This is a genomic window from Streptomyces eurythermus (assembly GCF_014649115.1).
Classification (GTDB): domain Bacteria; phylum Actinomycetota; class Actinomycetes; order Streptomycetales; family Streptomycetaceae; genus Streptomyces; species Streptomyces eurythermus.
In genome coordinates, this window is record NZ_BMSK01000028.1 from 1 (window position 1) to 16390 (window position 16390).

Annotated in this window: 16 protein-coding genes and 1 pseudogene; 5 read left to right on the forward strand and 12 right to left on the reverse strand. The window is 72.9% G+C overall.

The genetic code is table 11. The annotated features are described in order from the left end of the window. Positions 1-130: 130 nt before the first annotated feature. Together IE251_RS36090 and IE251_RS36095 are read right to left on the reverse strand one after the other, a co-directional pair. Positions 131-1672: a caspase family protein gene (locus tag IE251_RS36090; protein WP_189757168.1), complete on the reverse strand. Its 1542-nt coding sequence runs from the start codon at positions 1670-1672 to the stop codon at positions 131-133. A 10-nt stretch (positions 1673-1682) separates the two neighbouring features. Continuing rightward, complete coding sequence (locus tag IE251_RS36095) at positions 1683-2021, reverse strand: Pepco domain-containing protein (protein ID WP_189757169.1); 339 nt, start codon at positions 2019-2021, stop codon at positions 1683-1685. Between the two features lie 509 nt (positions 2022-2530). Between IE251_RS36095 and IE251_RS36100 the strand changes: the two genes are divergently transcribed. The 4 genes and pseudogenes from IE251_RS36100 to IE251_RS36115 all read left to right on the forward strand — a co-directional run bounded on the left by IE251_RS36100 (position 2531) and on the right by IE251_RS36115 (position 5488). Next, a complete protein-coding gene (locus IE251_RS36100; protein WP_189757170.1) occupies positions 2531-2695 on the forward strand; it encodes a hypothetical protein in 165 nt (54 codons plus the stop codon). Further along, positions 2683-3174: a hypothetical protein gene (locus IE251_RS41440; RefSeq protein ID WP_229897079.1), complete on the forward strand. Its 492-nt coding sequence runs from the start codon at positions 2683-2685 to the stop codon at positions 3172-3174. The genes IE251_RS36100 and IE251_RS41440 overlap by 13 nt, the downstream gene beginning before the upstream one ends. Before the next feature lie 37 nt (positions 3175-3211). Further along, positions 3212-3914, forward strand: a pseudogene (locus IE251_RS36110) (IS5 family transposase). A gap of 50 nt (positions 3915-3964) precedes the next feature. Further along, positions 3965-5488 (forward strand): carboxylesterase/lipase family protein, encoded by a 1524-nt coding sequence (locus tag IE251_RS36115; protein WP_189757171.1) that lies wholly within the window; start codon positions 3965-3967, stop codon positions 5486-5488. Between the two features lie 69 nt (positions 5489-5557). Here the strand turns inward: IE251_RS36115 and IE251_RS36120 are convergent, their stop codons facing one another. Beyond that, positions 5558-6760, reverse strand: coding sequence for a PP2C family protein-serine/threonine phosphatase (locus tag IE251_RS36120; protein ID WP_229897080.1), 1203 nt, complete (start codon positions 6758-6760; stop codon positions 5558-5560). Positions 6761-7016: 256 nt separating this feature from the next. After that, positions 7017-7844, reverse strand: coding sequence for an alpha/beta fold hydrolase (locus IE251_RS36125; RefSeq protein WP_189757172.1), 828 nt, complete (start codon positions 7842-7844; stop codon positions 7017-7019). A gap of 57 nt (positions 7845-7901) precedes the next feature. Between IE251_RS36125 and IE251_RS36130 the strand changes: the two genes are divergently transcribed. Next, positions 7902-8393, forward strand: coding sequence for a MarR family winged helix-turn-helix transcriptional regulator (locus IE251_RS36130; protein WP_189757173.1), 492 nt, complete (start codon positions 7902-7904; stop codon positions 8391-8393). A gap of 16 nt (positions 8394-8409) precedes the next feature. Here the strand turns inward: IE251_RS36130 and IE251_RS36135 are convergent, their stop codons facing one another. From IE251_RS36135 to pelF, 8 genes are all read right to left on the reverse strand, one after another. Beyond that, positions 8410-9249: a lysozyme gene (locus IE251_RS36135; RefSeq protein WP_189757174.1), complete on the reverse strand. Its 840-nt coding sequence runs from the start codon at positions 9247-9249 to the stop codon at positions 8410-8412. 153 nt (positions 9250-9402) lie between these two features. Continuing rightward, a complete protein-coding gene (locus IE251_RS36140; protein WP_189757175.1) occupies positions 9403-10056 on the reverse strand; it encodes a maltokinase N-terminal cap-like domain-containing protein in 654 nt (217 codons plus the stop codon). 37 nt (positions 10057-10093) lie between these two features. Then, positions 10094-10765: a spherulation-specific family 4 protein gene (locus IE251_RS36145; RefSeq protein WP_189757176.1), complete on the reverse strand. Its 672-nt coding sequence runs from the start codon at positions 10763-10765 to the stop codon at positions 10094-10096. After that, positions 10762-11661: an NAD-dependent epimerase/dehydratase family protein gene (locus tag IE251_RS36150; protein WP_189757177.1), complete on the reverse strand. Its 900-nt coding sequence runs from the start codon at positions 11659-11661 to the stop codon at positions 10762-10764. Before IE251_RS36150 ends, IE251_RS36145 begins: the two co-directional genes overlap by 4 nt. Positions 11662-11668: 7 nt before the next feature. Continuing rightward, entirely contained in the window at positions 11669-12382 is a 714-nt protein-coding gene (locus IE251_RS36155; RefSeq protein ID WP_189757178.1) for a nucleotidyltransferase family protein, read from the reverse strand. A 39-nt stretch (positions 12383-12421) separates the two neighbouring features. Beyond that, entirely contained in the window at positions 12422-13423 is a 1002-nt protein-coding gene (locus IE251_RS36160) for an SDR family NAD(P)-dependent oxidoreductase (RefSeq protein WP_189757179.1), read from the reverse strand. A gap of 41 nt (positions 13424-13464) precedes the next feature. After that, positions 13465-14862: a hypothetical protein gene (locus IE251_RS36165; RefSeq protein ID WP_189757180.1), complete on the reverse strand. Its 1398-nt coding sequence runs from the start codon at positions 14860-14862 to the stop codon at positions 13465-13467. After that, a complete protein-coding gene (pelF, locus tag IE251_RS36170; protein WP_189757181.1) occupies positions 14859-16370 on the reverse strand; it encodes a GT4 family glycosyltransferase PelF in 1512 nt (503 codons plus the stop codon). The genes IE251_RS36165 and pelF overlap by 4 nt, the downstream gene beginning before the upstream one ends. Positions 16371-16390: the final 20 nt, after the last annotated feature.

Consider the following 16390-nt stretch of genomic DNA (forward strand, 5'->3'; position numbering starts at 1 on the left):
AACAGCTGATGCGCGAGGACGTCCCGGTTGACCATGATCACCACGGGCTGGATCATCCCACCCTCGCGCGATCACCCCTCAACCGCTATCACGCACCAGCTCGTTAGGAAAGGTTGCTGTCGGTGTGCCTTTAATCCTGGCTCAGAACGAACGAGTCGTGGGCCTGGGGTACGCCTGGGGTGATCACCGTCACCAGGTAGGTGCCGGCTCCGGCCGGCTCATTCGGTGTCGGTGTGCCGCATTGGGGGGCGCTCGGGGTGCGATTCCACTCGACTGTGTGAGACACGCTGTCCCGGGCCGGTACCAGTTGCTTCAGAACGCTGTTGCCCGCCGGGCAGTCGGCCGAAGTCCAGAACGTCCCGCTCAGCGCGGCTCCGGAGATCGTGAGGGTGGTCGACGCGAAACCGAAGTCGAATATGCACGCGGCCGATGAGACATTGCGGGCAGTGATCTCGAATGTGGGCGTCTCGGTCGGCCGGTAGGAGTTGCGGACGCTTCGAACAGTGAGGCGCGTGGCACTGGACGGGCAGCTGGGTGGGCTGGTCGACACCTTCCCTGCCTCTCGGGGAGTGCCGGTCGCTTGTGTGCCCGGCCGACTTCTCTCGGCGTCCGTGGGACTTCCGCTCGAATTCTCCGGCTCCGGGGACGATGAGTGACTCCGAGCCGGCGGATCCTGCGCACCCGCCCCGGCCGACCGGCTGCTGCGGGAATCGTTGTCCTTGAGCGCGCTTGCCGTCAGCACCCAGGCGGTCGTGACCGAGGTGGCGATGACAGCCAAGCTGGTCAGCAGCACCGTGAACCGCATGGAGCGGTGCCTTTGAACCGGCCCGGGGGAGGGTGGCGTCCGGGCAGGCCGCGTCGGCCGGTGACCCTGCGCATTGGGCAGGAAGAAGAACGTCTCGGCCGGCAGGTCGGTGATGATCCGCAACGTTTGGGGTTCCCCCCGCTTGCGGTAGGCGCGGTGCAGCTCTTCGATGCGCGGCTGCACCGCGTCCTTGAAGTCCACCAGACTCATCGGACTGTCACTGGGCCACAGGCGCAGGACGTCGAACACCGCACGGGAGAAGAGGCTGAAGGACTCTCCGGGAGGGACATCGAGGTCCGCTCCTTCGGCAGCGGAGTCGTCAGCGCGGACGAAAAGGGCGAGCTGTGCCGGTGAACATCCGTAGACGTAAGCCACTTTGCGTCGCAACGCGGCACTGACCTTTTGCCGACCCCACTGCCTGACGCCGTCCACGCCCATGTGGTCCTGCTCTATCCCCTCTCGGCAGGCATCGATGAGGAACAGCACGTGTCCGGCCCGGGTCTCGTCGAGATGGTGATGCCAGTCGATGGGAACACAGCCGGACGCGAAGGGGTGTGTCTCCTCGTCGATGTCCTCCGGGACCAGGTAGTCGCGGCCGGAGGCGTGGATGCCATGCCCGCTCAGCACGATCAGCAGCGTTTCACCGGCACGAGCGCGCCTCAGGAACCCGGTCACCCTGGCGTTCACATAGTTGGCGGTGACCTGTTTGCCGCCTTCCCGTCCCGAGAGAACCTGGACGTCCTGGAAGCCGCGTTCCCGCAACACGGCACCCAGGCGGGCCAGATCGCCCGGAATGAAGGGGAGGGGAGCCACTCCGCGTGCCTCGTAGTTGCTGGCTCCGATCAGCAGAGCTCTGTAGACGCCCATGGCGGTGACGTCACTGCCTGAAGACGAGGGTGATGCCCCGACTGCCCTGCAGTTGGGTCGTACCGATGAACTGCACACCACCGCCGGCGGTGACCTGGAACGACAGATGAGCTTCCCGCAGCGGCAGCGGTCCGTCATGCGCAGCGGCGTCGGCGAACAGCTGCTGCAGAGCCTGTACCGCTTCGGAGAGGTTTCTGCGCAGTGGGCCGAGCGGTATGTGCCGGAGTCTGGCATCACCATCAGCACTGCCGAACAGGCCCATCGAGTCGTCCTGCGTATCGTCCTGTTCGTCGTACGTCACCCAGAACGGCAGCGCCGTTTCGTCGGGCGGTCCGCCCACAGAGGTCATCTCTCCCCCCTCGCAGTGATTTGGGCCCAACTCTACGGAAAGGCACGCCTGTTCGTCGCGACTTGGAGGCAAGACCATCCGCAGGTCCCGCGCCGCGGCATCAGCCACCCGGACATGCGCTCGGTCTGCGGGAACCGGCAGGAGCACTGAAAGTTACGGGAGGCGAAGACCTTCCCGTGGTCGCGGACGATTGTCTTCGGCCCGATCACCGGCCGGGCCGCGGCGTGCGCCAGGCGCTCGTCGAGCTGAAGGAGCCGGCGGTCCCGGCAGCACCGAGCGGTACATCGCCAGTGCGTCTGCCCAGCCCGGCCGCCGCTCTTGCCTCCGGCTGGATGCCCGAGTCCTTGCTTCCACCGCCATCGGGAACTGCCCGCACTGCGATCAGCCCGTCACCATCGTCGCCCTGCCGGCCACCCCGGAGGCGGCCCGTCCCACCCACCCCTTGCCCAATCCGGGGCGGGATGAGGTCGTGCCTGGGGCCGCCCGTTCGCCTTCCCGGGAGTCGATCGGTGGACACACCGTCGCACAAGACCACCAACGCCGTTTACGGGGTCTGGCGGCTCAAGCACACAGGCAAGAGCTACTGGCTGCGCGGCAACTGCACCACAACGCCGGAACAGACCGTGACCAGCTACTCCCCTTACCGCGTAGGCTGGTATCTGTGGGAAAGCTGAACCCCCTCGCAGCCGCGACCGCGCTGGCCGCCGTAGCCGTTCTCGCCGTTGGCTGCAGCAGCGATGACAGCGACGCGCCCGACGCCGGCCGCAAGGGGGCCGCTCATCCCTCGTCCTCATCGGCGCACACACCGGCCCCTGACCGTGGCGAACACATTCCTGGCGAAACCGTGACGAAGGCCCCGGTCCTGCCGGACGGCGAAGTCGTCGCACAGGCTGTGAATGCCGGCGGCAACCGGGAGCTGGAGGTGAAAGGCGGCCTCAAGAGCGGTCCCCTTGCGGTCCTTGTGAACTGCAAGGGCAAAGGCGAGCTGACTGTCGAGGTCAAACCGGTCGGGTTGAGCTTCCCGCTGAAGTGTGTGGCCGGGGACGTCAGCAGCACCTACAACCAGCTGGACCTGAAGAACACCCGCGAGCAGGGAACGGTGAGCGTGACCGCGCCGACCACTGTCCGATGGGCGATCACCGTCGGTCACTAGGCCGTTTCCTTCAGATCATCTGATCGTTGGTTGATGTGTGTCGTTGGCTGACGCCCAGTGGGCGAGGATCGAGCCGTTGCTGCCGGACCGGACACCGAAGCGGGGCGGTCGGTGGCGTGATCACGGTCAGGTGATCGACGCGATCGCGTTCAAGTACCGCACCCGCACGCCGTGGATGGACCTGCCCGAACGCTTCGGCTCGTGGAAGGGCATCCACAACCGGTTACGGATGTGGGCCGCGGACGGGACGTGGGAGAAGGTGTTCACAGCTCTGCTCGCCCAGGCCGACGCCGAGGGCGACCTGTACTGGGTCGTCGCGGTCGACTCCACGATCGTGCGGGCTCATCAGCACGCGGCCGGGGCCCGTCAAAAGGGGCTCCGGCCGGCGAGCCGTCCGACCATGCCCTCGGACGGTCCGGGGGTGTCTGACCACGATCCCACAGCCCGCCGACCAGACCGCACACCGCAAGCGGCTCGGCAGCCGCGGCGGCCGTCCGCCGGCCTTCGGCCGCGAGGCATACAAGCAGCGAAAGACCGTCGAGCGGTGCATCAACAAGCTGAAGCAGTGGCGCGGCCTGGCCACTCGCTACGACAAGACCGCCACCATCCACCTTGCCGGACTCCACCTCGCCGCCATCTTCATCCGGTCCGCAAGGCGATCTGAAGGAAACGGCCTGGCCCCGACCGTGAACCGGTGGCCCGTGATGGCGACTTCTCCGCGCAGCCGCCCGATCGGGTGATTGACTGTGTTCAGGCGAGTCCGGCTGAGTCTGTGTCACCGAGGATCACCATGAGCATGCGCGATTTCCCTGAGGTCACGACCACGGCGGGCACGGTCCGCGGCCGGCGCGAGGAAGGGCCGGCGGTCTTCCGCGGCATCCCGTACGCCCAGCCGCCGGTCGGTGCGGCGCGGTTCGGCGCGCCGCGCCCGGTGGACCGTTGGGACGGCGTCCGGGATGCCCTGGCGTTCGGGCCGCCCCCTCCGCAGGAGCCGATCGGCCCCGAGGCGGCTCCTGCCGGGAACACACCGGCCGGCGACGACTGGCTGACCGTCAACGTATGGACACCGGACCCGGACCCGGCCGCGCGCCGCCCGGTCATGGTGTGGATCTACGGCGGCGCCTACAAGCTCGGTTCCGCCGACGACCCCGCCTATGACGCGAGCCGCCTCGCCCGGGAGAACGAGGTGGTCCTGGTCACTTTCAACTACCGTGTCGGGGTCGAGGGTTTCCTGCGGATCGAGGGCGCGCCCGCCAACCGCGGACTGCTCGACCAGGTTGCCGCCCTGGAGTGGGTGCGGGAGAACATCACCGCCTTCGGGGGCGACCCGGAGCAGGTCACCGTCTTCGGCGAGTCGGCCGGCGCCGGATCCGTCGCCGCTCTCCTGGCCATGCCCCGGGCCCGGCCGCTGTTCCGCCGGGCCATCGCCCAGAGCGTGCCGGGCCCCCTCTTCTCGGACGCGCTGGCCGGGGACATCGCCGAGGCCCTCGTCGGCGGGATCGGGCTGCGCCCGACGACGGCCGACCTGTCGGACGTGGATCCGCGCGAACTGGCCGAGGCCGGGGCCGCACTCTGCTCCCGGATGCGTGAGTACGCCCACCGCTGGGGCCCGGTCGCCCACACACCGACCGCCTTCGCCCCCGTCGTCGACGGTGACGTGCTGGCGGCGACACCCTGGGAGGCGCTGGCGCGGGGTGCCGCGCGGGACGTGGAACTCGTCGTCGGCCACACCCGGGACGAATACCGTTTCTTCCTCCACCTGGACGGAACACTGGGCCGCCGCGTGGACGAGGACCTCGCCTCGCTGCTCCTCGGCCTGTTCGGTCCCACGCCGGACGCCGAGCGGGCCTACCGCGCGGCGTTCCCGGACGCCTCCACGGCGTACCTGTGCGAACTGGTCCGGTCCGACTGGCTGTTCCGCATGCCCTCCCTGCACCTGGCCGAGGCCCACACGTCCGGCGGCGGCCGGGCGTACCTGTACGAACTCACCTTCCCCGCTCCCGCCGGCGGCGGTGTGCTCGGCGCCTGCCATGCCCTGGACGTGCCTCTCGCGTTCGGTGTCTACGGCGGCGTCGGGGAGATGCTGATCGGTCCGGAGCCCTCCCCTCGGACCGAGGCGTTGTCCGCCCGCTTCCGCTCCGCCTGGACCGCCTTCGCCGCCACGGGAGACCCGGGCTGGCCCGCCTACGACACCGAACGGCGCCTCGTACAGCTCTTCGACACCGAGCCGGCGGTCGCCGCCTATCCGGAGGAGGCCTCGCGTCGGTTGTGGCAGCGGCACGTCTTCGCCCCGCTTCCTTTGGTGGCCCCGTGACGGCCCTCGGGCGAGGGCCGGCGGGCGCGGTGCCCGCCACCGGACGGTGATCGCCGGTGCCCGCCGCGTCTAGCCGATGAGGCCGGCCCCCGGCAGCCGGCCGCTCGGCTGCCACTCGAACATCAGGATCGTGGCGTCGTCGCGGAGCCGGCTGTCCTGGGAGTCCAGCAGCGAGTGGATGAGGCGCCTGAGCGTCTCGGGCGCGATCTCGCCGGTGGCGCTGGCCCGGATGACGTAGTCCGCGAACCGTTCCAGGCCGAGCAGTCTGCCGTCGGCCGTCCGCGCCTCGGTGACGCCGTCGGTGTAGAGCAGCACGCGGTCCCCGGGCTGGAGCCGGGACTCGTGCACCTGCCGGTCCCGCGCGCGCAGCAGGGACCGCAGGCCCATGGGCGGGTCGGCCTCGCGGGAGAGCGCGTCGACGATCAGCCGGTGGTCGCGGATCAGCAGCGGCGCGGGGTGGCCGCAGTTCACCCATTTCAGGACGCCGCTGCAGAAGTCGAGGCGGGCGAGGATCCCGGTGCAGAACTGGTCCGGCAGCCACTGGCTGAGCGCCTCGTCGACGCCGTCCACCAGGGAGAGCAGGTCGGCGTCGACGCGCCGGGCGTTGCGGCAGGCGGCCAGGGCGACCGCGCTGGTCAGCCCGGAGAGCAGGTTGTGCCCCATGGCGTCCAGCACGACGGCGTGCAGGGTGTCGGTGGTCAGGGCGTGGTCGAAGGCGTCGCCGCCGAGGTCGTAGGCGGGTTCCAGGACGGCCGTGGAGACGACGTGCGGGTTGCCGATGGTGCGCGGGGGCAGGAAGGCGCGCAGCATCTCGGCGGGCAGGTGCATCGCCTGGGTGCGGGTCCGGCGGACGAAGGTCTCCTTGTACGCCCGCTTGGAGGTGGTCATCATCGCGAGCAGCGCGGCCATCGCGCGGCCCTGGCGCAGGGACTCGGCGGTGAGCGTGTGGGTGTGGACGGCGAGGACGCCGAGCCGTTCGGCGCCGTCGAGCAGCGGGAACCACACGGTCATGCCGTCCCGCTCGGACTCCTCCACCCGCAGTGACTGGGTGCGGTAGCACCAGCCGGCGAGCGTTTCGTCGATGGGCAGGGACTCGGTGACGTCGGTGAGCGGCACGAGGTGCCGCTGCTGGAGGTCGGCGAGGAAGACCACGGCGTGCCGCAGGCCCAGCGCCTTGGCGCAGCGGCTGACGACGCTGGCCATGTCCAGGGTGCAGCTGGCGGGGTCGGCGAGGAAGCCCTCCAGCGGGGACCCGCCCGGTTCTGCGGTCACCTCTGCATCACCACCCAGGCACGGTCGTCTTCCCAGCAGTCTCGCCTCGGGGAACGCGCCCCGCAGCGCCGGTACGCCCGCCCGGGTCGGACCACTCCGCTCCTGGGTACCCCACCGGAGCGGGCCGGGCACCTCCGCCCCGGGGACATCCGCCCGGGTACGGCCGCCTCGGGTCACCGGCCCGCACCCCCGTGACAGGCCCGCTCCCCCTCGCCGGCCCGCACCCCCGTGACGGGCCCGCTCCCCCGCCGCCGGCTTACGGCAACCGTTCCAGGAAGGCGGAGAGTTCGGCGTTGAAGGCGTCCGGGTTCTCCATGTTCGGGTAGTGGGCGGCGCCTGGGACGGTGACGCCGCGGCCGTCCGGGACGAGGTGCGCGAGCCGGGCGGCCATGGCCAGGTGGTCCGGGGACTCGAGGGCGCCGTTGATGGTGATCAGCGGCACCCGGATGTCCGGCACGCGCTCCCAGGTACGGGTGACCGGAACGCGGTGGTCGGGTTCGCCGGGCGTGTGCTTGCGCAGCGTGGCCAGCCCCATCTCCCGTATAAGGCGCACCACTTCGGGGTCGACCTCGGACAGGTCCCGGTCCGGGCCCGCGGCCCACAGCGCGAACGCGTCCGCCCAGCCCTCCAGGTCGCCGGCGGCCAGGCTCGCCTGCTGGTCGGCGATGACCCCGAGCACCCAGGGGTGCTCGAAGACGGGCTCGCTGGTGCCGGCCCCGCTGACGACGAGCGCGCGGACCAGCTCCGGGTGCTCCAGCGCGCAGTCGGTCGCGATGCCGCCGCCCATGGACAGCCCGACGAGCACGGCGGGGGCGGCGTCGAGTCCGCGCAGCAGCGCGGCGAGGTCGTCGGCCTGCCGGAACGGGCGGGTGGCGTTGTCGGAGGCGCCGTGGCCGCGGGCGTCCCAGGCGATGACCCGGTGGGTCGGTGCGAAGGCCCTCAGTTGCGCCTCCCACATGCGGTGGTCGGTGAAGCCGCCGTGCAGCAGGACGAGGGGCGCACCGGAGCCGGTCTCGCGGTAGGCGAGGCGGCCGTCGGAGGTCGGCAGGTAGCGGACGGGAAGGGAGGCCGTATCGACAGTCATGACAACCAAGGTGTCATTATTTCCGTGTGTTGGCAACCAAGGTGTCATCCTGTACGCATGAACGACGACCGCACCGCCCCCGCCCGGTCCCCCCGCTCCGCCCAGGACGAACTGGCCGAGCGCCTCACCGAGGTCTTCGACCTGGTCGGCCCGCTCTACCGGCGGGTGCACCGCAAGGTGGAACAGGCGGCACCGGTCGAAGGGCTCTCCGTCGGCGTCCGCGCCGTCCTCGATCTACTGCGTGCCCGGGGACCGATGACGGTTCCGCAGATGGGCCGGGCGCAGGCGCTCAGCCGCCAGTTCGTGCAGCGCATGGTGAACGACGCGGCACGGCAGGAGCTGGTGGAGAGCGTGCCCAACCCCGCCCACCGCCGGTCCTCGCTGATCCGGCTCACCGAGCGCGGCCGGGCGGCGATCGGCGCCGTACGGGCCCGTGAGCACGAGCTGTTGCGCCGGGTCGACGGCGACCTGACCACGGCCGACGTCGACGCCTGTCTGCGGGTGCTGGGCGCGATGCACGCCCTGTTCGACGACGTGGACGTGGACTGAACGCCGGACCGGGGGCTCAGCCGGTGGCGAACTCCCGCAGTTTGTCCTCGGAGCCGTTGAAGCGGTCGTGGTCGCCGACCGACGGGCCCGAGGAGGTGTACTGCCACATGGTGTACGCCGACCAGCCGGCCGGCAGCGTCCCCGCCGTGGAGGCGTAGCGCGCGATCCACAGCGGGTTGACCGGTCCGAAACCGGCGTAGTTCCCGGTGCACTCGGACCACCAGCTGGTGGCCGTGTAGACGACCGCCGCCCGGCCGGTGCGGGACTTGTAGCGGTCGAGGAAGTCGCGGATCCAGCCGACCATGCCGCTCGCCGACTTGCCGTAGCAGGCGTCGCCGTACGGGTTCCACTCGATGTCGAGGACGCCCGGCAGGGTCTTGCCGTCGGCCGACCAGCCGCCGCCGTGCGCCAGGAAGTAGTCGGCCTGCGCGGCACCGCCGGCCGTGTCCGGGGTGGCGAAGTGGTAGGCGCCGCGCACCATTTCGGCGTCGAAGGAGCCGTCGTACTGCTGGGTGAAGTAGGGGTTGGTGTAGTACGTCCCCTCGGTGGCCTTGGTGTACGCCCACCGGACGCCGCTGTTCCACAGCGACCGCCAGTCGACCTCGCCCTGGTGGCTGGAGACGTCCACGCCCTCGGTCTGGGTGGCGCGGGCGTCCGGGGGCGGGGCGTCCGAGGCACCGTCGTGGGCGAGTACGCCGATGCCCATGTAGGCGTTGCCGCGGGTGATCGGGTCCCCGGTCGGGTCGGGTGTGGCCGGCGCGGCCGGGGGGCTGGACAGGAACAGGACGAGGGCGGTCAGGGCGCCGGTGAGGCAGAGCCGGGACCGGCCGCGGAGAGGGTGTATGGGGGTTCGCACGAGTCCATCTGACCCGGCGCGGGCACCCGCCGCACGCCGGACTGCGCCGGGCGAAGCCGTCCACGGCCGGGGGTTAGCCCGTGCGGGTGGCCGCCCTCCCCCGGCCCGGTGCCGGGTCCGGACGGGGCTGGCGGAGCGCCGCGGGCGCGGGACTCAGGCCCGGCTCAGCGTCATGAAGACGGCCCACAGCCGGCTGTCGTCCGGGCCCGGCCAGCCGGCGGCGACGTGGCCGAGCGCGTCCTGGGGCGCCGGCGGGCGCTGTCCGGCGACGGGTTCGAGGACGCGGTGCACCCGGAGCACCGTGCCGTCCGGCGCGGGCAGCCGCGTGCCGTCGGCGTCGTCGGCCGGCTCGGGCGTGAACCCGTCCAGGGACAGCGGGGCAGCGGCGCAGGAACGGATCACCTCGCGGTCGGGGGTGTCGCTGACGCTCTGGGCCATCGCCTGGGCCCGGCCCTCGATCAGCGCCAGCAACTGGGCGACCAGCACCGGGTCGTGGCAGCCGTCGTAGACCCAGCGCGTGCCCAGCACCCCGTGCTCCATGGTGCCGACCAGAGCGTGCGCGGCGCCCTCCAGCGGCGCCCCGCGGTAGGTGAGCGGCGCCAGGTACGCCGTCCGCCCGGGGCTCGCGGTGTCGGTGGCGACGATGAACTCGATGCCGACCTCGCCCTCGGGGTCGTCCAGCCGGAAGCCGCCGGACTTCTCCAGCACCGGGGCGGGGCCGCCGCGGTACCACGGGCGGCCGGGCAGCCAGCCGGCGAGCAGTTCGGTCTTGGTCGGCTTGAGGGTGGTGTGGTGGATGACGGCCATGCCGTTCGCTGCCTCCCGGGTGCGGATGCTGGTCCGCTCAGCCTTGCACACCGCTGCCGCCGGTCAGCGCCGGGGTCAACGCCGCCCAGGGGTTCGGGGGTTCGCCGGTCACCGGCCCGCACACCGCCGCGCCCCGCTCGTGCGCGGTGCGGACCGCGAGCGGGACCAGGACCTCGGGGACGCCGTAGACCAGGTGGCACAGCCGCTCGGGCGGCTGCCGGGCGGTCCAGGCCGGGCGGCTGAACGACGACACGTAGGTGCTCCAGTGTCCCTCGAAGGTGACCGTGAGGTCGGCGAGGCGGACATAGCCGGGCGCCGGATGGACGCCCGGGTTGAGGACGACGGTCCCGGCACCCGACCGCCTGAGGTCGCGCACCAGCCTGCGGCAGGCGGGCAGGCCGTCCGGGCCGGCCGTCACCCGGTCCAGGAAGCAGCCGTCGGTCGCGTACCACTCCCGGTGCCGGCGCACCTCCTCGGTGATCCGGGCCCGCTCCCGCACGCCGTAGTCGGTGTCGACGTAGCCGAGCAGCCGGGCCCCGGCCGCGCGCAGCGCCCGGGCCGCCGCCGTGAAGGCGGGGTCGGGGGCGGTGCCGGGCCCGCTCGCCGGGTTGAGGACGACCGCGTAGGTACGGTCGGCCGCCCCGACCAGCCGGTGCCAGGCGCCCGGATCGTCGGCCGGATGCACGTACAGCGGCACCAGCAGGCTCACGGCACCCGCTCCCCGGTGGCCGCCCACAGCGCGGCGAGGGCGTCGTCCAGGCTGTGCGCGGGCCGCCAGTCGAGGGCCCGGGCGGCGGCGGAGATGTCCGAGCACTGCCAGGACACCCGCGCCGAGCGCGCCGAGCCGCCCGCGCTCTCCTCCAGCCGGCCCCGGAACCCGGCGTGCCGGGCCAGGCCGTGCGCCAGCTCCCGGACCGGGACCGCCGTGCCGCCGCCGATGTTGAGCACCCTCGGCAGCGGGGCGGGGGCCGTGACTGCGCGCTCCACCGCCCGGGCCACATCGCGTACGTCGACGAAGTCGCGGTGGGCGGAGAGGTCCCCGAGGCGCAGTACGGCCTCCGGGGCCCGGCCGGCCGGGCGGAGCAGGGCGGCGAGCCGGCCGGGCAGGCTCGCGGCGGGCGCTCCCGGGCCGACGGGGTTGCCGATGCGCAGCACCACCGCGTCCAGGGGGGCGGAGGTCACCGCGAGGGTGCCCGCCAGCTTGGTGGCGCCGTACGGCGCGACCGGGCAGGCGGGTGCCGACTCGGTGACCTTCACACCCGGGGTGCCCGGCCCGTACTCGGCGGCCGAGCCCAGGTGCACCAGACGGGCCGTGGGGGCCGCCGCGCACAGGGCCGCGCAGAGGGCGGCGGGGCCGCGGGCGTTGACCTCGGCCAGGGTCACGGGGTCGCCGCCGGTGGCGCCCGCGCAGTTGACCACGGCGTCGGGGGCGGCCGCCGCCAGGGTCTCGGCGAGGCGTTCCGGACGGTCGCGGGCGAGGTCGGCGCCGAGTCCGGCACCGGCCGAGCGGCCGGCGGCGAGGACCTGCGCGCCCGGCAGGGCGCGCAGCCGCTCGGCCACGTGGCGGCCCAGGTATCCGGTGCCGCCGAGGACGAGAATGCGCATGTGGTACTCAGGCTCCCTTGAGCAGCAGGGACTTGCGGGTGGTGAACTCGGCGTTGGCGCGGTCGTAGTCGTCGGGGCGGCCGATGTCCAGCCAGTATCCGTCGAACTCGTAGGCGTGCGGCGGGTTTCCGGCCTTCAGCAGGTCGAGGACGAGTTCGTCGAAGCCGAGCGGCAGGCCGGGCGTGTAGCCGTCCAGGGTGGCGCGGCTGAGGCCGTAGACGCCCATGGAGACCCGGTAGTCCATGCTGGGCTTCTCGGTGAACGCGACGACCTTGCTGGCGTCGGTGGTGAGCACGCCGAAGTCGATGTGCACCTTGCGGGCGTACGTGGCGATGGTGAGCGGCGCGGCGGAGTCCCGGTGGCGGCGCAGCACGTCGGCGTAGTCGAGGTCGGTGAGGACGTCGCCGTTCATCACGAGGAAGGTCTCGGGCAGCCGGTCTCTGAGGCCCAGCAGCGGGCCCATGGTGCCGAGCGGGCTGTCCTCGGTGGCGTAGTCGACGGTCATGCCCCACTGGGAGCCGTCGCCGACGTAGGCGCGGATGATCTCGCCGAGGTGGCCGATCGCGAGGGTGCAGCGGGTGAAGCCCGCGGCCGACAGCTGGCGCAGCACGATCTCCAGGATGGCGTGCTGGTCGCCGATCGGGACGAGCGGCTTGGGCAGCGCGGTGGTGTAGGGCCGCAGCCGGACGCCCTTGCCTCCGGCCAGGATCACTGCGTGCATGGGGCTCCTCCTTGGTGGGGCGATGCGTGCCGGACGGGGTCAGATGTTGTAGATGCCGGTCTTGTAGCGGGCCAGGTTGGCCGGGTCGCGGAAGAACTCCACGGTGTGGGCGAGCCCTTGCTCCAGGGTGTGCGCGGGCTGCCAGCCGGTGGCCCGGGTGAGCCGGGTGGCGTCGCAGACCAGCCGCATCACCTCGGAGCCCGCGGGCCGGATGCGGGCGGGGTCGGCGCGGACGTCGAGGGCGGTGTCCATCACCTTGCCGATCAGCGCGACCAGGTCGCCGACGGAGATCTCGCCGCCGGTGCCGGCGTTGAAGGTGCGGCCGACGACCTGTTCGGCGGGGGCGGTGCCGACGGCGAGGAACGCCCGGGCGGTGTCCTTGACGAAGGTGAAGTCCCGGGTGGGCCTGAGGTCGCCGAGGGTGATGGTGCGTTCGCCGGCCGCTACCTGGCCGATGACGGTGGGGATGACCGCGCGCATGGACTGCCGGGGCCCGAAGGTGTTGAACGGCCGCAGGGTGACGACGGGGGTGGCGAAGCTGGCGTGGTAGCTGTCGGCGAGCCGGTCCCCGCCGGCCTTCGAAGCGGCGTACGGGGACTGGGTGTTGATGGGGTGGTCCTCGGTGATGGGCACGGTCTGCGCGGTGCCGTAGGTCTCGCTGGTGGAGGTGTGCACCAGCCGGGGCGTGCCGAGGGCGCGGACGGCCTCCAGCACGTTGAGGGTGCCGGTGACGTTGGTGTCCACGTAACTGTGCGGCGCCTGGTAGGAGTACGGGATCGCGATGAGGGCGGCCAGGTGGTAGGCGACGTCGGCGCCGTCGAGCAGGGCGCGCACCGAGCCGGGGTCGCGGACGTCGCCGAGGACGATCTCCACCTGGTCCAGCACGTCGGGCGCGAGGGTCTCCAGCCAGCCGTAGGAGGAGAAGGAGTTGTACTGGGCCATGGCTCTGACCCGGTGTCCGGAGGCGACCAGGGCCTCGGTGAGGTGGGAGCCGATGAAGCCCTCGGCTCCGGTGACGGCGGCGAGCGGTACGGAGGTCAACTGAGGGGTCCTTCCGGTGGGTTGGCAGGGCGGGGACGGGGTCAGACGTGCCGGGCGGGCCGGCCGAGCAGCAGCAGCGCGTACGTCACCAGGGCCAGGACGGCGGCGGCGCAGCACAGCGGCAGGAGGGCGGGGCCGGACGGCGGGCGGAGTGTCGGGGCGAGGCCGGCCACCGCGGCGGCGGCCAGGCAGATGACGGCCGGCGGCCAGGCGGTGCCGAACGCCTGGAGGAGCAGCGCGGTCCACAGGGTGGCCGCGAGGAGCAGCAGGGGGGCCGGTGCGGCTCCGGTCAGCCGGGCGGCGGGCAGCAGCGGCAGCAGGTAGGCGCCCAGACAGCCGGCCAGGACGGCGGCGGAGCGCAGCAGGAAACCGGCCGGGGTGGCGGTGGCGCGCAGCGCGGCCACGGACAGGCCCCGGTAGCGGTACAGCAGCCATTCGGCGGGGCCCATGCTGACCGTCAGCACGATCACCGCGTACGGCTCGTGCCTCCCCTCCAGCAGCACCAGCACGCCGGCGGCCAGGCCGAACAGCCCGTACGGCAGGGACCACAGCGGCCGCGGCCGGGTGCCCCCCACGGTGGCGGCCGGGGTGGCGAGGGCGCCGCGCAGGACGTGGCCGGTGGCGGCGAGGGTGGCGACGAGGGCCAGCAGTGGCAGTCCGGCGCGCACCGGGGTGCCGGGTTCCCACCAGGGCAGGACGGCGGCGCCCGCGATCAGCGGGGTCAGCGCGGCGAGCAGCAGCCGCTCGCGGGCCAGGACGAGCAGTACGCCGGCCGCCGCGAGGTACAGCGACTGGGCCGCCGCCGCGAGCAGCACGGGGCCGGGTCCGGCGAGCGGGGCCGCGGCGGCGGTGGCGAGGGCGGCGCCGAGCGGGGCGCCGGTCAGCAGGGTGCGGGCGGCTTCCCGGCGGCCGGTGGCCAGCCGCAGATGGGCGCGGTGGCCGAGGGCCTGGCCCCAGGCCCAGGAGACCAGGCCGGCGACGATCGGCGCGGTGGCGTGCCGGCCGGGGTGCCACAGCGGCGCGGTGAGCAGGTAGGCGAGTCCGGGCAGGGCGAACAGCACCCCGCGCAGCAGGCAGCGCACGGTGTCCGGGCGCCAGGGGTCGGCGGCGGGCGGGGGCTCCGGGTAGCTGCGGGGCACCTGTTCGTACAGGGCGGTGGCGAGGGAGAAGAGGTTCGGGTGGCCGTAGCGCTGCTTGATCTGCTCGGCGGTCAGGCCCTCGGCCTCCAGCAGGGCGGCGACCTCGTAGGGGTGGACGGCGGGGCCGATGCGGTCGGCGAGGGCGGCGGCCAGCCGGCTCACCGCCTCCGGGTCGGGGACGTGGCCGGGCAGCCGCAGGGCGAGGGTGCGGTCGTCGCCGCGGGCCGGTGCCTGGGCGAGCCGCAGGGCGAGGGTGTCCTGTTCGGTGCCGCCCGGTTCGAGCGCCATGGGCCCGCTCATCCGGCCAGGCTCCCCGCGGCGGCCCGCGGGCGCTGCCCGCGTGCGACGGGTTCGGGCAGGGGCCGGGCGTGGTAGGGCAGTTCGAGGTAGATGGAGCGGAAGGTGTCGATGGTCTGGCGCAGCGTGAACTGTTCGATCACGCGCAGCCGGGCGGCCTCGCCCATCGCCCGGCGGCGTCCGGCGTCGCCGAGCAGCTGAAGTGCCGCCGCCGCCATGCGGTCCGGGTCGCGCGGCGGGACGACGAGGCCGGTGTCGCCGACGGCCTCGCGGACCCCGCCGACGTCGGTGGAGACGGTGGCCCGGCCGCAGGACATGGCCTCGATGAGGGTGAACGGGAAGCCCTCGCTGATGCTGGAGAGCATCACCACGTTCCCGGCCGCGTAGGCGTCCTTGATGTCCTCGACCCGGCCCTCGAAGGCGACGGCGTCGGCATGGCCGAGATCGGCGGCGAGCGCCTCGCAGCGTGTCCGGTACGCCTCCCCGCCTCGGGGGGTGCCGCCGAAGAGGCGCAGCCGCGCCTCGGGTATCTCCTTGCGGACCAGGGCGAAGGCGCGGATGAGGGTCTCCAGGTCCTTGATGGGGTCGACCCGGCCGGCCCAGCTGAGGGTGGGTGTCTCCGGTTCGGGGCCGGCGGGCGGGAAGGCGGCCGGGTCGACGCCGTTGTAGACGGTGCGGATGGACCGGGGGTCGGCGCCGCCCTGTTCCTCCCACAGCCGGTTGTAGCGGTTGCCGGGGGTGATCAGCGCGGCGCGCCGGTAGCTCTCCTCGGCCAGCAGCCGGAAGAAACCGAGGACGACGGCCTTCACCGGCCAGCGGTAGGGGGCGGTGCGGTAGCCGAGGTAACGTTCCCGCAGGTAGACGCCGTGCTCGGTGAGCAGCAGCGGGACCTGGTGGCGCTCCAGGCCGGCCAGGCCGGGCAGGACGGCCACCCCGCCGCTGACCGCGTGGGCCACACCGTGCCGGGGCGGGGGCGCGGCGAGCGGGCGCAGGGCGTGTTCCAGCAGGGTGGTGGCGGTGACCGCGTCGTGCAGGGTGGGCCGGGCCTCCCGGACGGGGAGGCCGGGGCGGTTCCACACCCCGGCGAGCAGGGAGACGGCCCGGTCGCCGCGCAGGAAGGCGCTCAGTGTGCCCTCGGCGGCGGCCTGGGCCAGGGCGTACAGCGCGGCCGGGAACCGGTCCTCGGCCCCCGGGTCGAGCAGCGCGGTCAGGAAGCGTTCGTAGGCGTCGGCGAGCCTGGCCAGGGCCCGGCCCCGGGGCGGGCGGCCCTCGGGCGGGGCGCCCCACATGGGCACGGACAGCACGCCGTGGACATGGCCGGGCAGTTCCCATACGACGGGTTCGCGTCCGGTGCCGGTGACGGCGATGACGTCGAAGTCGAGGTCGGGCATGCCCTGGACGAGCTGGTCGCACCAGACGCTGACGCCGCCATGGCTGTGCGGATAGGTGCCTTCGGTGAGCAGGGTGACGTGCGCCGCGCCGGGGCGGCGCGCGCCGTGCTGAACGTGCATCGATGGGGCTCCACGGCCGA

Bases quoted from the DNA above. Each gene is read 5' to 3' on its own strand.
- IE251_RS36090 (WP_189757168.1), bottom strand. From the start codon at position 1,672: ATGGGCGTCTACAGAGCTCTGCTGATCGGAGCCAGCAACTACGAGGCA.
- IE251_RS36095 (WP_189757169.1), bottom strand. From the start codon at position 2,021: ATGACCTCTGTGGGCGGACCGCCCGACGAAACGGCGCTGCCGTTCTGG.
- IE251_RS36115 (WP_189757171.1), top strand. From the start codon at position 3,965: ATGAGCATGCGCGATTTCCCTGAGGTCACGACCACGGCGGGCACGGTC.
- IE251_RS36125 (WP_189757172.1), bottom strand. From the start codon at position 7,844: ATGACTGTCGATACGGCCTCCCTTCCCGTCCGCTACCTGCCGACCTCC.
- IE251_RS36130 (WP_189757173.1), top strand. From the start codon at position 7,902: ATGAACGACGACCGCACCGCCCCCGCCCGGTCCCCCCGCTCCGCCCAG.
- IE251_RS36140 (WP_189757175.1), bottom strand. From the start codon at position 10,056: ATGGCCGTCATCCACCACACCACCCTCAAGCCGACCAAGACCGAACTG.
- IE251_RS36150 (WP_189757177.1), bottom strand. From the start codon at position 11,661: ATGCGCATTCTCGTCCTCGGCGGCACCGGATACCTGGGCCGCCACGTG.
- IE251_RS36155 (WP_189757178.1), bottom strand. From the start codon at position 12,382: ATGCACGCAGTGATCCTGGCCGGAGGCAAGGGCGTCCGGCTGCGGCCC.
- IE251_RS36165 (WP_189757180.1), bottom strand. From the start codon at position 14,862: ATGAGCGGGCCCATGGCGCTCGAACCGGGCGGCACCGAACAGGACACC.
- pelF (WP_189757181.1), bottom strand. From the start codon at position 16,370: ATGCACGTTCAGCACGGCGCGCGCCGCCCCGGCGCGGCGCACGTCACC.